The 22,166-nt window shown below is 73.1% G+C and carries 17 protein-coding genes; 12 read left to right on the top strand and 5 right to left on the bottom strand.

What is annotated here, in order from left to right:
* The first annotated feature begins 194 nt into the window (after positions 1-194).
* Entirely contained in the window at positions 195-608 is a 414-nt protein-coding gene (locus OG959_RS13970; protein WP_148020298.1) for a cobalamin B12-binding domain-containing protein, read from the top strand.
* Positions 609-738: 130 nt separating this feature from the next.
* On the opposite strand, the gene OG959_RS13965 is transcribed toward OG959_RS13970, so the two are convergent.
* Both OG959_RS13965 and OG959_RS13960 read right to left on the bottom strand, forming a co-directional pair.
* The gene (locus OG959_RS13965; protein WP_442805568.1) at positions 739-2,457 is read right to left on the bottom strand and encodes a DUF5691 domain-containing protein; all 1,719 of its coding nucleotides are present in this window, start codon (positions 2,455-2,457) and stop codon (positions 739-741) included.
* Between the two features lie 16 nt (positions 2,458-2,473).
* Positions 2,474-3,937: an SWIM zinc finger family protein gene (locus OG959_RS13960; RefSeq protein WP_326658504.1), complete on the bottom strand. Its 1,464-nt coding sequence runs from the start codon at positions 3,935-3,937 to the stop codon at positions 2,474-2,476.
* Between the two features lie 117 nt (positions 3,938-4,054).
* Here OG959_RS13960 and OG959_RS13955 point away from each other — a divergent pair, with 117 nt between their 5' ends.
* The 7 genes from OG959_RS13955 (at position 4,055) to sucD (ending at position 13,539) form a co-directional block, all read left to right on the top strand.
* Positions 4,055-5,167: an ATP-binding protein gene (locus OG959_RS13955; RefSeq protein WP_326658503.1), complete on the top strand. Its 1,113-nt coding sequence runs from the start codon at positions 4,055-4,057 to the stop codon at positions 5,165-5,167.
* A complete protein-coding gene (locus OG959_RS13950; RefSeq protein WP_326658502.1) occupies positions 5,164-7,569 on the top strand; it encodes a DUF5682 family protein in 2,406 nt (801 codons plus the stop codon). Before OG959_RS13955 ends, OG959_RS13950 begins: the two co-directional genes overlap by 4 nt.
* A gap of 77 nt (positions 7,570-7,646) precedes the next feature.
* Positions 7,647-8,855: a vWA domain-containing protein gene (locus OG959_RS13945; RefSeq protein WP_326666372.1), complete on the top strand. Its 1,209-nt coding sequence runs from the start codon at positions 7,647-7,649 to the stop codon at positions 8,853-8,855.
* Between the two features lie 103 nt (positions 8,856-8,958).
* A complete protein-coding gene (locus tag OG959_RS13940) occupies positions 8,959-9,834 on the top strand; it encodes a hypothetical protein (RefSeq protein ID WP_326658501.1) in 876 nt (291 codons plus the stop codon).
* Positions 9,835-9,942: 108 nt separating this feature from the next.
* Entirely contained in the window at positions 9,943-11,109 is a 1,167-nt protein-coding gene (locus OG959_RS13935) for a hypothetical protein (protein WP_326658500.1), read from the top strand.
* A gap of 342 nt (positions 11,110-11,451) precedes the next feature.
* On the top strand, positions 11,452-12,633 hold the full coding sequence (sucC, locus tag OG959_RS13930) for an ADP-forming succinate--CoA ligase subunit beta (RefSeq protein ID WP_148020303.1): 1,182 nt from the start codon (positions 11,452-11,454) through the stop codon (positions 12,631-12,633).
* Positions 12,634-12,654: 21 nt separating this feature from the next.
* Positions 12,655-13,539: a succinate--CoA ligase subunit alpha gene (gene sucD / locus OG959_RS13925; RefSeq protein ID WP_148020304.1), complete on the top strand. Its 885-nt coding sequence runs from the start codon at positions 12,655-12,657 to the stop codon at positions 13,537-13,539.
* A 123-nt stretch (positions 13,540-13,662) separates the two neighbouring features.
* On the opposite strand, the gene OG959_RS13920 is transcribed toward sucD, so the two are convergent.
* Positions 13,663-15,096: a helix-turn-helix domain-containing protein gene (locus OG959_RS13920; RefSeq protein ID WP_326658499.1), complete on the bottom strand. Its 1,434-nt coding sequence runs from the start codon at positions 15,094-15,096 to the stop codon at positions 13,663-13,665.
* 125 nt (positions 15,097-15,221) lie between these two features.
* On the opposite strand from OG959_RS13920, the gene OG959_RS13915 reads away from it, so the two are divergent.
* On the top strand, positions 15,222-16,874 hold the full coding sequence (locus tag OG959_RS13915) for a cell division protein PerM (RefSeq protein WP_326666370.1): 1,653 nt from the start codon (positions 15,222-15,224) through the stop codon (positions 16,872-16,874).
* Here the strand turns inward: OG959_RS13915 and OG959_RS13910 are convergent.
* Positions 16,864-17,820, bottom strand: coding sequence for a hypothetical protein (locus tag OG959_RS13910; RefSeq protein WP_326658498.1), 957 nt, complete (start codon positions 17,818-17,820; stop codon positions 16,864-16,866). The genes OG959_RS13915 and OG959_RS13910 overlap by 11 nt on opposite strands.
* Before the next feature lie 365 nt (positions 17,821-18,185).
* On the opposite strand from OG959_RS13910, the gene purN reads away from it, so the two are divergent.
* Positions 18,186-18,842 (top strand): phosphoribosylglycinamide formyltransferase, encoded by a 657-nt coding sequence (gene purN, locus OG959_RS13905; RefSeq protein ID WP_326658497.1) that lies wholly within the window; start codon positions 18,186-18,188, stop codon positions 18,840-18,842.
* Positions 18,829-20,382, top strand: a complete 1,554-nt coding sequence (gene purH / locus OG959_RS13900) for a bifunctional phosphoribosylaminoimidazolecarboxamide formyltransferase/IMP cyclohydrolase (RefSeq protein ID WP_326658496.1) — start codon at positions 18,829-18,831, stop codon at positions 20,380-20,382. Before purN ends, purH begins: the two co-directional genes overlap by 14 nt.
* A 73-nt stretch (positions 20,383-20,455) precedes the next feature.
* On the opposite strand, the gene OG959_RS13895 is transcribed toward purH, so the two are convergent.
* Entirely contained in the window at positions 20,456-21,067 is a 612-nt protein-coding gene (locus OG959_RS13895; RefSeq protein WP_326658495.1) for an RDD family protein, read from the bottom strand.
* Between the two features lie 229 nt (positions 21,068-21,296).
* Here OG959_RS13895 and OG959_RS13890 point away from each other — a divergent pair, with 229 nt between their 5' ends.
* A complete protein-coding gene (locus OG959_RS13890) occupies positions 21,297-22,166 on the top strand; it encodes a bifunctional methylenetetrahydrofolate dehydrogenase/methenyltetrahydrofolate cyclohydrolase (protein WP_219574522.1) in 870 nt (289 codons plus the stop codon).

Genomic DNA, 22,166 nt, shown 5'->3' with positions numbered 1-22,166 from the left:
GTTGCGGCTCCCCCGGCGGCCGGTCCCGCACGGCAGGACTGCCGTGTGCTGCGGGAACGGTGCCCGGTGAACATGTCCCACGTGTGATTTCCCCCTCCCCGCCCACCGCGAAACTGCGGCTTGCGGGATGCTGGGGATAACGTTCGTTCACATTCCCTGGCCTTCAGGCACGGGAGACGCATGTGGAGGCAGTGATGGGTGTGACCGGTCCGATCCGTGTGGTGGTGGCCAAGCCGGGCCTCGACGGCCATGACCGCGGGGCCAAGGTGATCGCGCGGGCACTGCGCGATGCCGGCATGGAGGTCATCTACACGGGGCTCCACCAGACGCCCGAGCAGATCGTGGACACCGCGATCCAGGAGGACGCCGACGCCATCGGCCTCTCGATCCTCTCCGGCGCGCACAACACGCTCTTCGCGAAGGTGATCGAGCTGCTGAAGGAGCGCGACGCGGCCGACATCAAGGTCTTCGGCGGCGGCATCATCCCGGAGGCGGACATCGCCCCGCTGAAGGAGCAGGGCGTCGCGGAGATCTTCACGCCGGGCGCGACGACGGTCGCGATCGTCGAATGGGTCAACGCGAACGTCCGCCAGCCGGCGGAGGCCTAAGGGCCTCTCGTCCGGATCATGCCGGGCTCGCGGGGGTCCGGCACGCGCGTCTGCGGCGTTGGTTCCGTGTGCCCGGCGGGACGCGGCGCCCCGGGCCGGGCACCGCGCGCCGTATCCGCCGGCCGCTGCCTCAGCGGGCCGGTATCAGCTCCCGGTCCATCGCCGCGCGCAGCCGCAACGTGGAGACCAGCCGCTGGAACGCCTCCGACCAGTAGCCGTTCGCACCCGGTGAGGCGTCCGCGGGTTCGTCGGGCGTCGTGGTGAGGACCTCCAGCCGGTCCGCCTCGGCCGGGTTCAGGCAGCGTTCGGCGAGGCCCATCACCCCGCTGAAGCTCCAGGGGTAACTGCCCGCGTCCCGGGCGATGTCGAGGGCGTCCACCACGGAACGCCCCAGCGGCTCCGCCCACGGCGTCGGGCAGACCCCCAGCAGCTGGAACGCCTCCGACAGGCCGTGGGCCGCGATGAAACCTGCCACCCAGTCGGCCCGTTCGGCGGTGGGGAGAACGGCCAGCAGCTTCGAACGCTCGGCGAGCGACGCCGTACCGGGGCCGTTCGACGGCGGTGCGGAGGGGGCGCCGAGCAGCGCCCGCGCCCACTCCGCGTCCCGTTGCCGCACCGCCGCCCGGCACCAGGCCGCGTGCAGTTCCTCGCCCCAGCCGTCGGCCACGGGCAGCGCGACGATCTCCCGCGCACCACGACCGCCGAACCGCGCCCCCCAGACGGACAGCGGGGACGACTCCACCAACTGGCCCAGCCACCACGACCGTTCGCCCCGCCCGGACGGTGGGAGCGCCACCACCCCGTCCCGCTGCATCGCCGCGTCGCATTCGTGGGGGGCCTCCACGGCTACGGACGGCCCGGTGCCGGTGAGTCCCGGGCTCACGCAGGACAGGGCCCGCGCCGCCATCCGGTGGGCCAGCGCCGATCCGGGCAGTGCGGACAGCAACTCGGCGGCCGTGGCACGTACATTGCGGCTGCGGTCGGCGAGGGCCTGCTCCAGGAACTCCTCGTCGGCCCCGGACAGCCCGGTGCGCAGCGAGTCGATGAACATCAGCCGGTCCTCGGCCCGCTCCGTGGACCAGGTGGTGGCCAGCAGGGCGAGGGCGGCGTCCGCCTCATGCGCCCGTACGGCGGACAGCAGGGCCACACGTTCGGCGAACAGGCCTTCCTCCCACAGGCGGCGCACCGCCTCGCGGTCCGTCACTTCGGGCAGCAGCGCGCTGCCGGACGCGCCCCGCAGCGCGAACTTCCAGTCGGGGTTCAGCCCGGCCAGCCACAGCCCGCGCGGCCCGGCGAACGTCAGGGCCTGGGGCCGCAGATCCGTACGCGCCCGGGCCGCGTCCAGCAGGGGCGGCAACGCGGCGTCCGGGGCCCGGTAGCCGTGCAGGTTGGCGGTGGCGAGCCACTGCGGGATCAGTTCCGTGAGGTCGGGCGCCGTGCCGCGCCTGCCACCGGAGCTGCCCGGAGCCGCCCGGTCCGCGAGCAGTTGTGCCAGCCGGCTCCGGGCCGTCTCCGGCAGCGCCGGCCGTGGGTCGGCGGGCGCGGGACCGGGCCTGGGCGCGGCGGGGGCGGGCAGCAGACCTGCCCGGCGGCGCACGGTGTGCAGCGCGGCGGCGTCCAGCAGTGCGGCCGCGGCGGCGTCGGGACCGGTGCCGGCGGCCGCCCCGGATGGGCGTCGGTCCGTGCCGAGCAGCGCCGCGGTGACGAGCTCCTCCCACGGCGGGGACACCGGCCCCCCGGTGGGTGCGTCGGACGACGAATCGGTCGGGGGCACAGGCCCGGTCGTGGTCATGAGACCGGTCGTGGTCGTGTGCCCGGTCGTGGGCGCGGGCGGGGTGGTACGAGGCATCGCTCCTCCTCCAGGATCAGATGAGCGGCACGGTCTCGGCGGCAGAGACGGCGGAGACGGCGGAGACGGCGGCGGCGTCCGGCCGCTTGTGCGACGACGGAGCCGCCGACGCGGAGCCGCCACCGTCCTCGCGTCCGTCCTCGCTTCCGGGGGACCACGCCGCGAGCGGGTCGAAGCCGCGGTGGCCGCACTCCCCGAAGACGGTGACCGGGCCACCGCCGGAGAGTGCGACGAGCTTCCACAGCGCCGGACGGGACAGCGCGGCAGCGGCGACGGGCAGGGCGTCATCGCCCTCCGCGTCCACCAGTTGCCAGCCGTCCGCGGACGGCACGGGTATGACATCGCTCAGCGTCACCGGCCAGGACTCCAGCCACGGGTCGTCGCCCAGCGCCCTGCCGTACGCGGCGATCGCCCCGCCGACCGTGACGCCCGGGGGCGGCGGCCCGGTCGGCACGGGAGGGCCGAACTGCTCGCCCAGCTCCGCCCGTAGCTGTCCGGACCCGGGAAAGTGCGTGACTCCGGCGTCGAGCGTCACGCCCACCGGCAGGGCGAGCGCGGGGGAGCGGCCGGCGGCCCCGAAGGACAGCAGCAGCGCGGTGCGGCCCGATTCCCTGCCGTACAGCCAGACCCGACGCGTGACGATCTTGCCCTCGGGTGTGTCGTACTGCGCGAGGACCAGCCAGTGGTCACGGACCTGCGGTCCCTCCGCGGCGGATGTCAGACCGACGCGGGTACGGACCGTCGCCGCCAGCGGCTGCGGAAGCCGGTCGATGCCCAGCCACGCCGTGTCCAGCAGATGGAGCAGCGCGCACTCCTCCAGCAGCCGCACCGGCCAGCCGGGACCGGAGGCCGGGATGGCGCCCAGCTCCCGCACCCGGCCCGCCAGACCGGGCGCCTGCGCGTCGACCATGCGGGCGGCCGTCTCCTCCCACAGCCCGTACCCCGACTGCTCGGCCGCGGCCAGCCCGCCGCGCAGCAGGTCGGTCAGGCGCTGCTCCAGCTCCTGCGCACCGCCGCCGATCCGTTCCGCCCTGCGCTCGGCGCGGCGCCGGGCGGCCTCGGGATCGGCCGGGCCGCCGCCCGGAGCCTCTTCCTTGGCCCGGGCGCGACGGCCCGTCAGCCATTCCTCCGCCCAGTCGGGCGGAGTGCCGGCGGGCACCGCCGGTCCGCCGGACGCCAGGAGCAGCAGCAGGCCCAGCGCGTGCTTGCACGGGAACTTGCGGCTGGGGCAACTGCACTTGTACGCCGGGCCGGTGGTGTCGATCACCGTCCGGTAGGGCTTGCTCCCGCTGCCCCGGCACAGCCCCCACACCGCGCCCGAACCATCCCCTCCGGTGTCCGACCACGGACCGGCCGAACCCAGCTTGTTCCCCGCCTTGCGCGAGGCGTCGTCAGGAGCCAGGGCCAGGACCTGCTCCACCGTCCAGCGCGCCGCCGGAGCAGCGGCGCCCAAGGGTTCTCCCCCGTCAGTCAGCAGCATGGGAACGACGTTAGGCCGCACCACTGACAACTGCCCCTGACCTGCGGGAAGGTCGATTGTCAGTGCCATGGTGCACGGTGGGAACCACACCAGGCCAACCGATCTGGAGGGGGATCCATGACCGTGTCCGAAACCACCGCAGCCACCGGCGCCGAAGTCCTGCGCCCGCATGCCGAGGACGCCTTCGCCGACGAGCTGAAGGCACTCGCCGCCGCCGACGACCGCCCGCGGCCCGAGCGTTGGCGCCTGTCGCCGTGGGCCGTCGCCACGTACCTGCTCGGCGGCGCCCTGCCCGACGGCACGGTGATCACGCCCAAGTACGTGGGCCCCCGCCGCCTCGTCGAAGTCGCTGTCACCACACTCGCCACCGACCGCGCGCTGCTGCTCCTCGGGGTGCCCGGCACCGCCAAGACCTGGGTGTCCGAGCACCTCGCGGCCGCCGTCAGCGGTGACTCGACCCTCCTCGTCCAGGGCACGGCGGGCACACCCGAGGAAGCCGTCCGCTACGGATGGAACTACGCGCAGCTGCTCGCGCACGGCCCCAGCCGTGACGCGCTGGTGCCCAGCCCGCTGATGCGGGCCATGTCCGAGGGCATGACCGCCCGCATCGAGGAACTCACCCGTATCCCCGCCGATGTGCAGGACTCACTGATCACGATCCTGTCGGAGAAGACCCTGCCGCTGCCCGAGCTGGGCCAGGAGGTCCAGGCGGTCCGCGGATTCAACGTCATCGCCACGGCCAACGACCGCGACCGCGGGGTCAACGAGCTGTCCAGTGCGCTGCGCCGCCGCTTCAACACCGTGGTGCTGCCGCTGCCCGCCACCCCCGAGGCGGAGGTCGACATCGTCTCGCGCCGCGTCGACCAGGTCGGGCGCTCGCTCGACCTGCCGCCCGCGCCCGACGGCCTCGCGGAGATCCGCCGCGTGGTCACGGTCTTCCGCGAACTGCGCGACGGGGTCACGACCGACGGCCGGACCAAGCTCAAGTCCCCCTCGGGGACACTGTCCACGGCCGAGGCCATCTCCGTCGTCACCAACGGACTGGCTCTCGCCGCCCACTTCGGCGACGGCGTGCTGCGGCCCGGGGACGTCGCCGCCGGCATCCTCGGCGCGGTCGTCCGCGACCCGGCGGCCGACCGTGTGGTCTGGCAGGAGTACCTGGAGACCGTGGTCCGCGAGCGGGACGGCTGGAAGGACTTCTACCGCGCCTGCCGTGAGGTCTCCGTATGACCACCGCGCGCCCGGCGGGGCCGCTGCTGCTCGGGGTGCGGCACCACGGCCCGGGGTCCGCCCGCGCCGTCCGTGCCGCCCTGGACGCGGCCCGTCCGCAGGCGGTGCTCATCGAGGGCCCGCCCGAGGGCGACGCGCTGCTGCCGCTCGCCGCCGACGAGCAGATGCGGCCGCCCGTCGCCCTGCTCGCCCATGCGGTGGACGACCCGGGCCGGGCGGCGTTCTGGCCGCTCGCCGCGTTCTCGCCCGAATGGGTCGCGATCCGCTGGGCCCTGGCGCACGGTGTCCCGGTCCGCTTCATCGACCTGCCCGCGGCCCACTCCCTGGCCATGGCGGAGGACGTCGAGCGGGAGCGCCGCCCCGGACAGGACGACGAGCCCAGGCCCGAACGGGAGGCCGAGCCACGGCCGGTTCCCGTCGATCCGATCCGGGTGCTGGCCGAGACGGCGGGGTACGACGACCCCGAGCGCTGGTGGGAAGACGTCGTGGAGCACCGCGTCCCCGGCCTGCCGGGCGCCGCGGCCACCGACCCGCTGGCCGCCTTCGCCGCGCTCGGCGAGGCGATGACCGCCCTGCGCGAGGTGTACGGGGACGGCGGCCATCCCCGGGATGCGGTCCGGGAGGCATACATGCGCGTCCAGCTCCGCGCCGCGCGCAAGGAGTTCGGCGGCGCCTTCGCCGTGGTCTGCGGTGCCTGGCATGTCCCCGCGCTCGAAGCCAGGACGACGCAGACCGCCGACCGGGCGCTCCTCAAGGGCCTCCCCAAGGTCAAGGCGGAGCTGACCTGGGTGCCCTGGACCCACCAGCGGCTCGCCCGGCACAGCGGATACGGCGCGGGTATCGATTCGCCCGGCTGGTACGAGCACCTCTTCGCCTCCCCGGACCGCCCCGTCGAGCGCTGGATGACCAAGGTCGCCGGACTCCTGCGTGACGAGGACCGGTTCGTGTCCTCCGCCCATGTCATCGAGGCGGTCCGGCTCGCCGACACCCTCGCCGCCATGCGGGGCCGGCCGCTCGCCGGACTGAGCGAGACCACCGACGCCGTGCGGGCCGTGATGTGCGAAGGCTCCGACGTGCCGCTCGCCCTCGTCCGGGACCGCCTGGTCGTCGGCGTGACACTCGGCGAGGTGCCGGACACCGCCCCCGCCGTGCCCCTGCAGCGCGACCTCAGCCGTCAGCAGCGCACCCTCCGCCTCAAACCGGAAGCCTCCGAAAGGGAGCTGGAGCTCGACCTCCGCAAGGACACCGACGCGGCGCGCAGCCGGCTCCTGCACCGGCTGCGCCTCCTCGGCATCGGCTGGGGCGAACCCGCCGCGGGCCGGGGGAGCACCGGCACGTTCCGGGAGAGCTGGCGGCTTCACTGGGAACCCGAGCTGTACGTACGGGTCGCGGAGGCGGGTGTCTGGGGCACCACCGTGCTCTCCGCGGCCACGGCGCGGGCGGAGTCGGACGCACTGGCGGCCACCGCGCTCGCCGAGGTCACCGCCCTGGCGGAGCGGTGCCTGCTCGCGGGACTGACGGAGGCGCTCCCCGTCGTGATGCGGGTCCTCGCCGACCGGGCCGCGCTCGACGCCGATGTCGGCCACCTCGCGGACGCCTTGCCGGCCCTGGCCCGCACCCTGCGCTACGGAGACGTCCGCTCCACGGACACCGCCGCGCTGGGGGAGGTCGCGGCCGGGCTCGCGGAGCGGATCTGCGTCGGACTGCCGCCCGCCTGCACCGGGCTCGACGCGGACGGGGCCGCCGCCCTGCGCCGCCAGGTGGACGGCGTCCATACGGCGATCGGGCTGCTCGCCGGTGCCGTACCGGCCGACGCGGACGGGCTGCGCGCACGCTGGAGGTCGGTGCTGCACCGGCTCACCGCCCGGGACACGGTCGCCGGAGTGATCCGCGGCCGGGCCGCCCGGCTCCTGCTCGACGACGGGCGCCTCGCACAGGACGAGGCCGCCCGGCTGATGGGCCTCGCCCTCTCGCCCGGCACACCGCCTGCCGACGCCGCCGCATGGATCGAGGGCTTCGTCGGCGGCGCGGCCGGCGGCGGCATGCTCCTGGTCCACGACGAACGACTGCTCGCCCTGGTCGACTCCTGGCTCACCGGGGTCCCGGCCGGCACCTTCACCGACGTACTGCCCCTGCTGCGCCGCACCTTCTCGGCGTACGAGCCGGGCGTGCGGCGCACGTTGGGTGAACTCGTCCGGCGCGGCCCGGCCGCCGGCACGGACCCGGGCACCGGAGCGGTTCCGGGCCGCGAGTCCACGGCACCCGGATTCGGACCCGTCCTCGACGCGGCACGCGCGGACGCGGTGGTGCCGGTGCTGCGCCTGCTGCTGGGCCTGGATGCCGCAACGACGGCGGCGGAGACATCCGCACACCAAGAGGAACGGCTGGGGGCGACGGGATGACGACGGCGAACGGCACGGGCGCGACGGGCGGCGCAGTGGACGGCGCGATGCATGGCCCGGTGGACGGCCCCGTGGACATGGCAGCGACGACAACGGCAACGCCGCAGGCCGCCACCGGCCACGAGGAACGGCTGCGGCGGTGGCGCATGGTGCTGGGCGCGGACAGCGCCGAGAGCACCGGATGCACCCTCACCGGCCGCGACGCCGCGATGGACGGCGCGCTGACGGCGCTCTACGAGGGCGGCAGGTCCGGTGGCCGGGGCGGCAGCGGGCGGTCGGCCGGACTCGGTGCCTCGGCCCCGTCCGTGGCCCGCTGGCTCGGCGACATCCGTACGTACTTCCCCACGTCCGTCGTCCAGGTCATGCAGCGTGATGCCATCGACCGTCTCGGCCTCTCCGCGCTTCTCCTGGAACCGGAGATGCTGGAGGCCGTCGAGGCGGACGTCCATCTCGTCGGCACGCTGCTCTCGCTCAACAAGGCCATGCCCGAGACGACGAAGGAGACGGCAAGGGCCGTCGTGCGCAAGGTCGTCGAGAAGCTGGAGAAGCAGCTCTCCACCCGGACCCGGGCCACGCTGACCGGCGCACTGGACCGTTCCGCGAAGGTCACGCGCCCCCGGCACCACGACATCGACTGGGACCGCACCATCCGGGCCAACCTCAAGAACTACCTCACCCTCCCCGGCGAGGACGGGGCCGGCACGATCGTCCCCGAACGCCTCATCGGCTACGGGCGGGCCGCGCAGTCCGTGAAGAAGGACGTCATCCTCTGTATCGACCAGTCGGGTTCGATGGCGGCGTCCGTCGTGTACGCGTCGGTCTTCGGCGCCGTTCTCGCCTCGATGCGCGCGCTGCAGACCAGACTCGTCGTCTTCGACACGGCGGTCGTCGACCTCACCGACCAGCTCGACGACCCCGTCGACGTGCTCTTCGGCACCCAGCTCGGCGGAGGCACGGACATCAACCGGGCACTCGCGTACTGCCAGTCCAGGATCACCCGCCCCGCCGACACCGTCGTCGTGCTCATCAGCGACCTCTACGAGGGCGGCATCCGCAACGAGATGCTGAAGCGGGTCGCCGCGATGAAGGCGTCCGGAGTGCAGTTCGTGACCCTGCTCGCCCTCTCCGACGAGGGCGCGCCCGCCTACGACCGTGACCACGCGGCGGCCCTCTCCGCCCTGGGTGCTCCCGCCTTCGCCTGTACGCCGGACCTCTTCCCGGACGTGATGGCGGCCGCGATCGAGAAGCGGCCCCTGCCCATACCGGACAAGGAGACCCATCGGTAACAGGGGACTTGCGTCACCCCGGGCGGCTCGTGCAAGCATCGTCCCGACGTCCGCGGAGGATCGCATTCCGCGGTCCATCCCGTCCTGAGAGGCTCGCTCCCACGTGACCACCGCAGTTGCCGCTCCCGCGGCCGCCCCGTGCCCCCGGCGCGGCGCGGCCGGCCGGCGCGCGCTGCAGGTGGTGCTGTTCCTCGGCGGTCTGCTGGCTCTGGGGCTGTTCTTCGGCTCCCGTGCGCAGGCGGACCAGCAACCGGACCTGCGACCTGACCTGCGACCGGAGCGCCAAACGGTCCAGAGACTGCTTCCACAGCCGGTCAAGGAACAGCGGCCGGTCCGGACGGTGACGGAACCGGCGGCACAGGCAGCTCAGGCAGCACATGCGGTGGCACCGGAGGCCGCCGCACCACCCGCGCCCACACCCCGGGACGTCGCCCGCGCCGTACTGAGTCCGGTCACCGGGCCCGTACGGGACACCGTCCGGCAGGTGACCCGGCCCGTCGGTGCGGCCGTCGAGAGCACGGTGGGCACGGCCGTCTCCGGGCTCCGCGACATCACGGTGGTCCTCCCGCCCGAGGCCGAACGGCCGCTGCCGGTACCGTCGTTGCCGGTCACCCCGGAGCAGCCGCAGACCGGTCCCGCGCCGGACGCGCCCGACGATGCCGCACCGGACCTTCCGGCCGCGCCTCGCCCGGGGAGCGTCACCGGTACCGGCGTCGCACCGGACGGGACAGCGGCGGCGGCCCCTCACCGGGAGGCCGCAGCGGACCACCGTCCGGCACCCCGGGGACCCTTCGGGCCCGACGGCGGGCAGCAGGGCCATTCCGCGTCCGCCGAGATCCACCCGCCCCGCGGCGGTGACCAGCACGCGGTTCCGTCGGCGGACGGCACCTCCTTCGGACTCGTTCGCGGCGCCGGTCTTCCGGCGACCGCCGCGCCCGTCCGTGACAGATCCGGCGACATCCTCGAATTCCCCGGCTAGGGCAGGCCTTTCCCCCGCCTCGACCTGCCGCGCGGGGGCGGAACAGGTCTGCCCGCCGTCCGGACGTACTCCGGGCCGCCGAACCCATTCGAAGGATCTGACACACACATGCACAAGAACATCCGCCGTTCCATAGCCGTCGCTGCCACGGCCACCGGTATGTGGGCGCTCGGCACCGCAGCCGCAAGCGCGGACGAACTTCCCGTCTCCTTCCCGCTGTCCACCCCCGACCACGCGGCCGATGTGGCCGACGCGGCCGACGTGAGCGACGTGACGGACGGCATCAACGGCATCGACGGCGCGGACGCGGTCACCAAGGCCGCGGGTCTCCAGGACACCGCCCGCGCGAAGGCCGCCGACGTAGCGTCCGACGCCCGTGCCAAGGCGTCCGCCGCGCAGAACACCGCCACATCCACCGCACGGGACACCGCTGCGTCCGCACCACAGAACGCCGCGGCCGGGACCATCGGCGCGCCTGCCCCCGAAGCGCCCGTCGACTACCTCTTCGGCCCGATCGAGCAGCTCCCCGGCTACGGACAGAACACCGGACAGAACACCGGTCAGAACACCGGTCAGAACATCGGTCAGAACACCGGTGAGCACCTCGGCCGCGGCATCGGCCAGGACTATGTGCGGACCGCGGCTCCCCACGCGCTCGACACCGCGGGGAACACCGCCCAAGGCGCCCTCGCCCAGGCCGCACCGGTCGTCGGACAGACATCCGACGCCGTGCTGCCGCCCCTGGTCGCCGATGCGGTCTCCTCGGTGCTCCCGGTCGTCGGACAGGCGCTCGGAGACGTGTCCACCCTCGTCCAGGGCGTCACCGGTGAGGTCACGCCGTTCGCCGACGGAGTGGTGACGCAGGCCGCCCTGCCCTTCGTGCAGGGGGTGACGACCGAGGTCCAGCCCCTGGCGTACGGAGTGACCGGCGCGGTCCAGCCGTTCGCCGAGGGTGTCGTCTCCGAGGTCCGGCCGCTGGCCCAGGGCCTGACCGGCGACGCCGTCGCGCCGTTCGCCCAGGGGGTCACCGGACAGGTGATGCCGCTGGCCCAGGGCGTCGGCTCCCGGGTCCGTCCGCTCGCGGGCGGTCTCGTGTCCACGGTCGGTGACGACGCCCGTCCGGCCGTGGAGCACGCCGCGTACGGCTCCCAGGGGCTGACGTCCGTCACACCCGCCTACGTCTCCGACGCCGTGTCGTCGGCCTCGGAGACCGTCTCGTCGCTGAACCCGGAGCAGTCCGTCACCACTCCGGCGTACCCGCTCCAGGGGATCTGAGAGTGCCGGGCGGTCTCCCGTACGGTCCGGACCCCGCATGGTCCGGACCGGCGGGGGACCGCCCGGTCCGCGGGGAGCCGCCCCGCTGTCACGCCGCCCGCCGTCCCATGTCGATTTGTCCACTGCGGCCCGGCCACCAGCGTGATCTGTGACCGTAATCACCGCCCAGGTGTGATCTGCGATTTAGGGTCCTGCGGGGCGCGGGGATAACCTGCGAGACGGACATGCCGCGTATTCGGTCACCGTGTGCGCCTTCCTTGTGACAGAGCAGTCACGTTGCCCCTCGCGGCACGCCCACGCAGAAAACCAACCGCGAGACCATTTGATAAGGGACGGACGCGCGTGGACCTGTTCGAGTACCAGGCGAGGGACCTCTTCGCCAAGCACGGTGTACCGGTGCTGGCCGGTGAAGTGATCGAGACGCCTGAGGCAGCCCGCGAGGCGACCGAGCGGCTGGGCGGCAAGTCCGTCGTCAAGGCGCAGGTGAAGGTCGGTGGCCGCGGCAAGGCCGGTGGCGTGAAGCTGGCCGCCGACCCCGACGAGGCGGTCGCCCGGGCGACCGACATCCTCGGCATGGACATCAAGGGCCACACGGTCCACAAGGTGATGATCGCCGAGCTGTCCCCGGAGATCGAGGCGGAGTACTACGTCTCGTACCTCCTCGACCGCACCAACCGCACCTTCCTGGCCATGGCCTCGGTGCAGGGCGGCATGGACATCGAGGAGGTCGCGGAGAAGACCCCCGAGGCCCTCGCGAAGGTCCCGGTCAACGCCGTTGACGGCGTGGACATCGTCAAGGCCCGCGAGATCGTGGCCCAGGCGAAGTTCCCGGCCGACGTGGCCGAGGGTGTCGCCGAGGCCCTGGTGACCCTGTGGGACACCTTCGTCGCCGAGGACGCCCTCCTCGTCGAGGTCAACCCGCTGGTCAAGACCAAGGACGGCCGGATCCTGGCCCTGGACGGAAAGGTGTCTCTCGACGAGAACGCCGACTTCCGTCAGCCGGGTCACGAGGCGCTCGAGGACAAGGCCGCAGCCAACCCGCTCGAGGCTGCCGCCAAGGCCAAGAACCTCAACTACGTCAAGCTCGACGGCGAGGTCGGCATCATCGGTAACGGTGCCGGTCTGGTCATGTCGACCCTGGACGTCGTCGCGTACGCCGGTGAGAACCACGGCAACGTGAAGCCCGCCAACTTCCTCGACATCGGTGGCGGCGCCTCCGCAGAGGTCATGGCGAACGGCCTGGAGATCATCCTCGGCGACCCGGACGTCAAGTCCGTGTTCGTCAACGTCTTCGGTGGCATCACCGCCTGCGACGAGGTCGCCAACGGCATCGTCCAGGCGCTGGAGCTGCTCAAGACCAAGGGCGAAGCGGTCACCAAGCCGCTCGTCGTGCGCCTTGACGGCAACAACGCGGAGCTGGGTCGCAAGATCCTTTCCGACGCCAACCACCCGCTCGTTCAGCGCGTGGACACCATGGACGGCGCGGCCGACAAGGCCGCCGAGCTCGCCGCGGCTGCGAAGTAAGGAAGAGGGACTCAGACCACCATGGCTATCTTCCTCACCAAGGACAGCAAGGTCATCGTCCAGGGGATGACCGGCTCGACGGGCATGAAGCACACCAAGCTCATGCTCGCCGACGGCACCAACATCGTCGGCGGCGTGAACCCGCGCAAGGCCGGCACGACCGTCGACTTCGACGGCACCGAGGTACCGGTCTTCGGCTCCGTCGCCGAGGCGATGGAGAAGACCGGCGCGAACGTGTCCGTCCTCTTCGTGCCGCCGGCCTTCTCGAAGGCCGCCGTCATCGAGGCGATCGACGCCGAGATCCCCCTCGCCGTCGTGATCACCGAGGGCATCGCCGTCCACGACTCGGCCGCCTTCTGGGCGTACGCCGGCGCGAAGGGCAACAAGACCCGGATCATCGGCCCGAACTGCCCGGGTCTCATCACCCCCGGCCAGTCCAACGCCGGCATCATCCCGGGCGACATCACCAAGCCCGGCCGCATCGGTCTCGTGTCGAAGTCCGGCACGCTGACCTACCAGATGATGTACGAGCTCCGTGACATCGGCTTCTCGTCCGCCGTCGGCATCGGTGGCGACCCGGTCATCGGTACGACGCACATCGACGCCCTCGCGGCGTTCGAGGCCGACCCCGACACCGACCTGATCGTCATGATCGGCGAGATCGGCGGCGACGCCGAGGAGCGTGCGGCGGACTTCATCGCGAAGAACGTCACCAAGCCGGTCGTCGGTTACGTCGCGGGCTTCACCGCCCCCGAGGGCAAGACCATGGGCCACGCCGGCGCCATCGTCTCCGGCTCCTCCGGCACCGCCGCGGCGAAGAAGGAGGCCCTCGAGGCCGCCGGCGTCAAGGTCGGCAAGACGCCGACCGAGACCGCCAAGCTGGCACGCGAGATCCTCGGCGCCTGACGCCTCACCGCGTCGGAGCACCACCGCAGGAACGCGTCACCGCACCAGGACGCGGGCCCGTACCCCGATCAGGGGGTACGGGCCCGCGTCTTTCCGTGCCCGGTCCGCTGAAGGCGTGCCGGATCAGCCGGCCCGGGGGACCAGTCGGCCCGGACCGCGCACCAGCTCACCGCCGAGCTTCTTCTGGAGCTTCTTGTCCTGCGGCGTCAGCTTCTGCGGACCACCGAGCGGCGGCACCCCCTCCACCCTCTGCGGGGGTGACTCGGGCGTCTCGTACCGGGTCGGGGCCGTCGCCAGGGTGATCAGCGTCAGACCGATCAGCAGCACGGTGAAGGCGATGGCCGCCCGGGTCCAGAGCTGCGCCTTGCGCTCGCTGCCCGTCCGGATCAGATCCGGAACCGGGAGCGAGGACGCCGGCTGGGCGAGGGCCAGCGCGCCGAGGTGTTCGTGCAGCAGCGCGGACTGCTCGGCAGGGGTCGGCGGCTCCGCGAGCTCGGGCAGCTGCTCGGCGACGGCGGCCCGGGCGTTCACCAGCCGCCCCGCCGCCGCCGGAGTGCTGGCCTCCGTCTCCGCCGCGGTCTCCGGCAGCCCCAGACCGACACCGTCGTGCAGCAGTAGCGTGCGGCGGTACGAGGGCGGCAGGGCGAGCAGTGCGTCGAGCAGGGCGCGCGGGCCGGGCGCCTCGGGCGGCGGGTCCGGGTGGCGGTGCTCGCGGCGCAGCCGGTGCCACGGTGACATCGCGTACTCGTAGGCGGCCGCCCGCACCCAGCCCACCGGGTCGCGGTCCACGGCGACCTCCGGCCAGCGCTGCCAGGCCTGCTCGAAGGCCTTGCCGACGGCCTCCCGGGAGAGGGCGCGGCGGCCCGTCAGCAGGTAGGTCTGCCGGTAGAGCGCGGCGGCGGTGTGCCGGTACAGCGAGTCGAAGGCCTCGGCGGGGGAGAGCCCGGCGGCTTCGGTCGCTTCGGCCGATTCGACCGCATCGGATCCGTCCGATCCGTCCGCGTCCGCTCCGTCCGCCGCACCGGCCTCGACGGTGTCGGCCGTGCGCGCGGCCTCGGCGGGCGCGGGCGGCGCCTGCGCCGGTGCGGCTGCGGCTGCGGCTGCGGTGGTGCCGGGCTCGGTCGGGTCCATGGCGTCGCTCCCGATGGCTTCGACGGGGGTCGGCGGAAGAGGGTCGGTCAAGGGCGTCGCGGACGGCTCGGCGGCCCCCACCGCGTCGGGCGCACCGGCGGCCCCGGACCCCGCCGGCGCGGATTCCGCCGGCCTGGTCCGGCTTGCGGCGGCTCTCGGCGGGTTGTTCGGGGTGGCCGGCTTGACGGGGGAGGGGCGTGAAGTGGACCGCGTACCGCCGGTCCCGATCAGTCGCGCGTACACCTCGCGCTTGCGTCCGCGCGGGCTGGTGCGGCCCGTCTCCCAGGCCCGGACCGTGGCCCGGGTGACGCCCACGGCCGCCGCGACCTGCGCCTCACTCAGCGACTTCGCCTCCCGCAGCCTGCGCCGCTCCTTGGGCGAGGGGAGCGGAGGGGAGGAGGATGTGCCGGCGGTGCTCTGGGTCATGAGGGCTCCCCGACCGGCCTGCACCGGGTGAAAAAGTACATAAACGTATATTGAGCGACACAACGGCCGTTCGCCCGTTACACGGAATAGGCGCGTGTCGTTGGGAGCATGACGGCGTGACCCAAATGACCGAACGCGGCCCGTCGTTGTCGGCAGAGCACGGACGGTCCGCCGTGCAGGCCCGGGCGCTGCTGCGCGGGGCGCTCGCGGCAGGGCTGAGTCTGGGCTCCGTCGCCGTGCTCGTGGTGGTGCTGTGGATCAGCTCCCCGGACCCCGACAGCAGCCCGGGCGAGGCCTTCCACGCCGCGGCCGGGCTCTGGCTGCTCGCCCACGGCGCCGAACTGATCAGGACCGACACCCTGACGGGGGCCCCGGCCCCCGTCGGCGTCGTTCCGCTGCTGCTCACCGCCCTGCCGGTCTGGCTGGTGCGCCGGGCGGCCAGGGACGTGCTGGAACCCGAGGAAGGGCACGGCGCTCCCTCGGCCCAAGGCGCCTTCGCCCTGGTGACCGGGGGATACCTGCTGGTCGGGACGGCTGTGGCACTCTACGCCCGGGGGTCCTCGCTGTCCGCCCGGCCGCTGTCCCTGCTGTTCCCGGCGGCCCTCGTGGTGGCGGGCGCGGCCGCGGCCGGGGTGTGGACGGCCTCGGGGCGCCCGCTCGGACCGCCGCCCGCCTGGGCGCCGGTGCGGCTGCACGAGGCGATGGCCCGCTCCCGGTTCGCGCGGCGCGCGGAGGCGGTGGGCCGGTCCGCTGCGGCCGGGGTCGCGGTCCTGCTGGGCGGCGGCGCGCTGGTGGCCGCGGCGGCGCTGGTGTTCCACGCGGAACCGGTCCAGGAGTCCTTCCTGCGGCTCTCCGGCGACTGGGCCGGGCGGTGGGCGGTGCTCCTGCTGGCGCTGGCTCTGGTGCCGAACGCGGCGGTGTGGGGTGCGGCGTACGGGCTCGGCCCCGGTCTCGCGCTCGGTACGGCGTCCACGGCCACCCCGCTCGCCATCACGGGAGCCCCGTCGCTGCCCGACTTCCCGCTGCTGGCCGCACTGCCGGCACAGGGGTCCGGGACGCCCCTGAACTGGGCGGCCGCGGCGGTCCCGGTCGTGGCGGCGGTGACGGTGGCCTGGTTCACCGTGCGGAGGGCGGCGCCCGCCCACGGTGAACGTGAGGAGGCGTGGAGCCCGCGGGAGACGGTCCTCACCACCGTGCTGGCGGCGGCCGGCTGCGGTATGGGCGCGGCCCTGCTGGCAGCGGCGGCGGGCGGGCCGCTCGGGACCCACGCACTGGCACGGTTCGGTCCCGTGTGGTGGCTCACCGGAGCGGCGGCCCTCGTGTGGACGGGGGCGCTCGCCGTCCCGGTGGCGCTCGTGCTGAGGGCCTGGCGGCTGCGGGGCGGTACACCGGCCGAGGCGGAGGTGGCCGAGGCGCAGGACGTGGCACCGGGCGGTACGGACAAGGCGCGGAAGCCCGGGGACGCCGCGGAGGGCGAGCGGCGGAAGGCCCGGCGCACGTGGTGGCCGGGGCGCGGCGCCCGGCCGGAGGAACCCGGGGCGGAAGCGGCCCCCGTCTCCGTGCCCCGCCCGGCCGGTCCGCGTCCGGCCGATGTGGAGGACGAGTTCGAGGCGTACGACTTCCTGCCGACCGATCCCTGGCACGCGAAGGCGCCGGTCGCACCGGCCACACCGACCGCGTCAGCCGCACCGCCTGCCGACTCCGACCCCGCACCGGCCACGGACCCCGCACCGGCCGCGCCGCTCGGCCCGGCCGGTCCGCAGGAGGCTAGTTCTTGACGCCGAAGAGGGGTTCCAGCGGCTTCGGGAGCAGGTCGTTGCAGGTCAGCTGGCCCGACTTGGTGAGCGCGTCGTTCACGCAGGTGTAGTAGTCGCGGTAGACCAGCTGCACCGTGAACGACGTCGCGACGATCAACAGGGCGATCAGTCCCGTCACCAGACCACTGACCGCGGCCGTCGTCTGCTGGCGGCTGCCGCGCTGGAGGTAGTTCGTGCCCTGCGGAGCCGCCGCGGCCGTGGACCCGGTGGCGGGCGCCGGTGCGGACGGGGCGTCGTGGCCCTGCGCCGCGGCGGCCGTGCAGGGAGCCCCGGCCGGACCGGCCGCCTCGCCCGGAGCCGCCGGTTCCTTCGGCTTGGCCCGGAGCGCGCTGATCGACCAGTAGGTCGCGAGCGCGCCGAGCAGCAGCGCGATCTCCGGGAAGTCGAAGAGCGCGAAGAAGAAGGCCCACATACCGGAGAGGAGTGAGTAACGGGCCCGGCGCTGGACCGGGTCCGTCGGGTCCCAGCGCAGGCCGCCGCGGGGGCCCTCGGGGCCGCCCTGGCCGTTGGGTCCGCCGGGTCCGGTGGGCCGGCCGCCGAAGGTGCCGTTCTGGCGCCCCGGCTGATGGCTGCTCCACTGGCTGCCCCAGACGGGCCGGTTGTCGGAGGACCCGCCCTCCGGCGCGTTCCCGGACTCGCCGTCGCCCTCGCCGTTCGTACCGCCGTTGGCCGGATGGCGCGGCTGCCACGGCTGGTCGGGGCGGTCCTCGGGCGGCGGGGCGAACGGGTTGTCGTCCTGCGGACCGGAGGATCCGGCCGGCGAGGAGGAGGACGAGGGGGAAGAGGACGACGGAGAGGAAGAGGACGAGGAGGAGCCCGGCGTGGGCGACTGGCGCTCCCGCATCAGCAGTGAGGACCGCTCGGGCAGCGGATGGCGGAAGGCGGTGCGGCGGCGTCGGTCCGGCATATGGTGAACGTCTTCCCCATCTCGTCATTTCCGCCCGTTGGACGGTTCGCTGTCCCCTGACGCTACCCTCCGGCGAGGAGGGGCCGAAAGCTGGGCGTACAGGCGCGGTGGCCGAGAGCTGTCATCCGGACCGCCCGCCCCTGCCGGGCCTGCGGCCACCGGCCCCCCACCCCCGTCAGACGAGGCCCTCCCGAGGTGCCGGTATCGTTGCTGACGGTCGGCTCGTTCGTAGAGTTCCCCGTATCGGGGAGCGCGATTCTTTCGTACGACCGCACAAACAGCATGGCCGTCGTGCCGCCGGTCCCGCAATGCGGCGGGTGGTGCGGCCGTTTCGAACTGCTCCACACGCGAGAAAGGGCCCAGCCGTGGCCTCCCCGCTCTCCTCCGCCGGACCGGCCCGCCTGGTCGTCCTGGTCTCCGGCTCCGGTACGAACCTCCAAGCCCTGCTCGACGCGATCGGCGACGACCCCGAGGGGTACGGTGCCCGGATCGTCGCGGTCGGTGCGGACCGCGACCACATCGCCGGGCTGGAGCGGGCCGAGCGGGCCGGGCTGCCCACCTTCGTGTGCCGGGTCAAGGACTACGGGGCGCGCGCGGAGTGGGACGCGGCGCTCGCCGCTGCCACCGCGGAGCACCGCCCGGACCTCGTCGTCTCCGCGGGCTTCATGAAGATCGTGGGCAAGGAGTTCCTCGCCGGGTTCGGCGGCCGGTTCATCAACACCCACCCCGCCCTGCTCCCCAGCTTTCCCGGGGCCCACGGTGTGCGCGACGCGCTCGCGTACGGCGTGAAGGTCACCGGGTGCACCGTCCACTTCGTCGACGACGGTGTCGACACCGGTCCGATCATCGCGCAGGGCGTGGTCGAGGTGACCGAAGAGGACACCCCGGAGGGCGAAGCGGCCCTCCATGAACGCATCAAGGAAGTCGAGCGCAAGCTGCTCGTCGAGGCCGTGGGGCGGCTCGCCCGTGACGGCTATCGCATTGAGGGACGAAAGGTTCATCTCGGTCATGTCGGTGAATAAGCCCATCCGCCGCGCCCTGGTCAGTGTCTACGACAAGACGGGGCTCGAAGACCTCGCCCGCGGTCTGCACGAGGCGGGTGTCGAGCTGGTCTCCACCGGCTCCACCGCCGGGAAGATCGCCGCCGCCGGAGTACCGGTCACCAAGGTCGAGGAGCTCACCGGCTTCCCCGAGTGCCTCGACGGCCGCGTCAAGACGCTGCACCCGCGCGTCCACGCCGGCATCCTGGCCGACCTGCGCCTGGACGCCCACCGCGAGCAGCTCGCCGAGCTCGGTGTGGAGCCGTTCGACCTGGTGGTCGTCAACCTCTACCCGTTCAAGGCGACGGTCGCCTCCGGCGCCTCCGACGACGAGTGCGTGGAGCAGATCGACATCGGCGGCCCGTCGATGGTCCGCGCCGCCGCCAAGAACCACCCGTCGGTCGCCGTCGTCACCAGCCCCGAGCGGTACGCCGACGTTCTCGCCGCGGTCAAGGCGGGCGGCTTCGACCTGACCGCCCGCAAGCGGCTCGCCGCCGAGGCGTTCCAGCACACCGCCGCGTACGACGTGGCCGTCGCCGCCTGGTTCGCCGCCGACTACGCCGCCGCGGACGACTCGGGCTTCCCCGACTTCTTCGGTACGACGTACGAGCGCGAGAACGTCCTTCGCTACGGCGAGAACCCGCACCAGCCCGCCGCGCTCTACACCTCCGGCGCCGGCGGTCTCGCCGAGGCGGAGCAGTTGCACGGCAAGGAGATGTCGTACAACAACTACACGGACACCGACGCCGCGCGCCGGGCCGCGTACGACCACGCCGAGCCGTGCGTCGCGATCATCAAGCACGCCAACCCGTGCGGCATCGCGATCGCCGACGACATCGCCGAGGCACACCGCAACGCCCACGCCTGTGACCCGCTGTCGGCGTACGGCGGCGTCATCGCCGTCAACCGCCCGGTGACGGTCGCCATGGCCGAGCAGGTCGCCGAGATCTTCACCGAGGTCATCGTCGCCCCGGCGTACGAGGACGGCGCGGTCGAGGTCCTCACCCGCAAGAAGAACATCCGCGTGCTGCGCTGCCCCGAGGCCCCGTCCGCCGAGGTCGAGGTCAAGCCGATCGACGGCGGCGCGCTGCTCCAGGTCACCGACCGCCTCCAGGCCGAGGGCGACGACCCGGCCAACTGGACGCTGGCCGCGGGCGATGCGCTCTCCGCCGACGAGCTCCGGGAGCTCTCCTTCGCGTGGAAGGCGTGCCGCGCGGTCAAGTCCAACGCGATCCTGCTCGCCAAGGACGGCGCCTCGGTCGGCGTCGGCATGGGCCAGGTCAACCGCGTCGACTCCGCGAAGCTCGCGGTCGAGCGCGCGGGCGAGGAGCGGGCGCGGGGCGCGTACGCGGCCTCCGACGCCTTCTTCCCCTTCCCCGACGGGCTGGAGATCCTGACCGCGGCCGGCGTCAAGGCCGTGGCCCAGCCGGGCGGTTCGGTCCGCGACGAGCTGGTGGTCGAGGCCGCGAAGAAGGCGGGCGTGACGATGTACTTCACAGGGACCCGGCACTTCTTCCACTGACCTCATGACGAAGGGCCGTAACCCGACGCGATGCGCGTCGGGTTACGGCCCTTCGTGTGTGTCCGGGTCCGGATCAGCCGGACTTGACGACCACGCTGGAGCAGATCTTGTCCGCGAACGTCTGCTTCTTCGCGTCCCAGATGGGCCACAGCCAGCCGAGGTAGCAGGCGAGGCTGTCCAGGAAGTGGGCGATGTAGCGGACGAACGCCATGCCGAAGCCGAGCGGCTGGCCGTCGGCCTCGCGCAGCACGCGGATGTTCACGGCCTTCTTGCCGATGAACTGACCGGTCGTGCCTTCCTTGTACAGCTTGAAGAGGCCGAGCCCGAGGGCGACGAGGGCGCCGAGGAGGATGAGCGCGGTGCCCGCGCCGCCGCCCACGCCGCCGCCGATGCCGATGAGCAGGCCGTACGGAACGCCGATCACGATGGCGTCGATCAGCATGGCCGCGACCCGGCTCCACCAGCCGGCGAAGGCGGGCATGCCGCCGTAGCCGGGCTGCGGGTAGCCGCCACCCTGGCCGTAGGGCTGGACCGGCGGGGCCTGCGGGTAGCCGTAACCCGGCTGACCCTGCGGCGGGACGCCCTGGGGGGCCTGCTGCGGGTAGCCGTAACCGGGCTGGCCCTGCGGCGGCTGGCCGGGCTGCTGCCCGTAGGGGTTGTTCGGGTTCGGGTCGCCGAAGCTCATCTGGGGCGTTCCTCCAACGGGACGTACGGGGACGAATGCGGCCGCGCGGAGGAAGAAAACATCAGCGGTCCGCCCCCCGGGTACTTCTGCGGCACTGCGGTCTTCATCGTTATAAGCGGGAAGTAAGTTTGTCCAGTCGCTGCCCGAGAAGTTGTCCAAGTGCAACCTTGTGTCCACGCGCGGTATCTGCAATTGGTCCCTGGGCGGGGTCATCCGCGAGTATGGGGACATGACTGCCCAGATTCTCGATGGCAAGGCCACCGCAGCCGCGATCAAGTCCGATCTCACCGTCCGCGTGGCGGCCCTCAAGGCCCGGGGTATCACCCCCGGCCTGGGAACCCTGCTCGTCGGGGACGACCCGGGCAGCAGGTGGTACGTGAACGGCAAGCACAAGGACTGCGCCCAGGTCGGTATCGGCTCCATCCAGCGCGAACTCCCCGACACCGCCACGCAGGAGGAGATCGAGGACGTCGTCCGCGAACTCAACGCCGACCCCGCGTGCACCGGTTACATCGTGCAGCTGCCCCTGCCCAAGGGCATCGACACCAACCGTGTCCTGGAACTCATGGATCCGGCCAAGGACGCAGACGGCCTGCACCCGATGAGCCTGGGCCGGCTCGTGCTCAACGAGCAGGGCCCGCTGCCCTGCACCCCGCAGGGCGTCGTGCAGCTGCTCCGCCACCACGGGGTCGAGATCAACGGCGCGCACGTCGTGGTCGTCGGACGCGGTGTCACGATCGGCCGGTCGATCCCGCTGCTGCTGACCCGCAAGTCCGAGAACGCCACGGTGACCCAGTGCCACACCGGTACCCGTGACCTCTCCTCCCACCTCCGTCGGGCGGACATCATCGTCGCCGCCGCGGGTGTGCCGCACATCATCAAGCCCGAGGACGTGAAGCCGGGTGCGGCCGTGCTCGACGTCGGCGTCAGCCGCGACGAGAACGGCAAGATCGTCGGCGACGTCCACCCCGGCGTGGCCGAGGTCGCCGCCTGGATCTCGCCGAACCCGGGCGGTGTCGGCCCGATGACCCGCGCGCAGTTGCTCGTCAACGTGGTCGAGGCGGCCGAGCACGCCGCCGACGCCGCAGACGCCGTCTGA

Source organism: Streptomyces sp. NBC_00385 (genome assembly GCF_035917155.1).
In the GTDB taxonomy this organism is placed as follows: Bacteria; Actinomycetota; Actinomycetes; order Streptomycetales; family Streptomycetaceae; genus Streptomyces; species Streptomyces poriferorum.
Note: the sequence above shows the minus strand (reverse complement) of the source record. Positions and strands in the feature narration are given on the sequence as shown.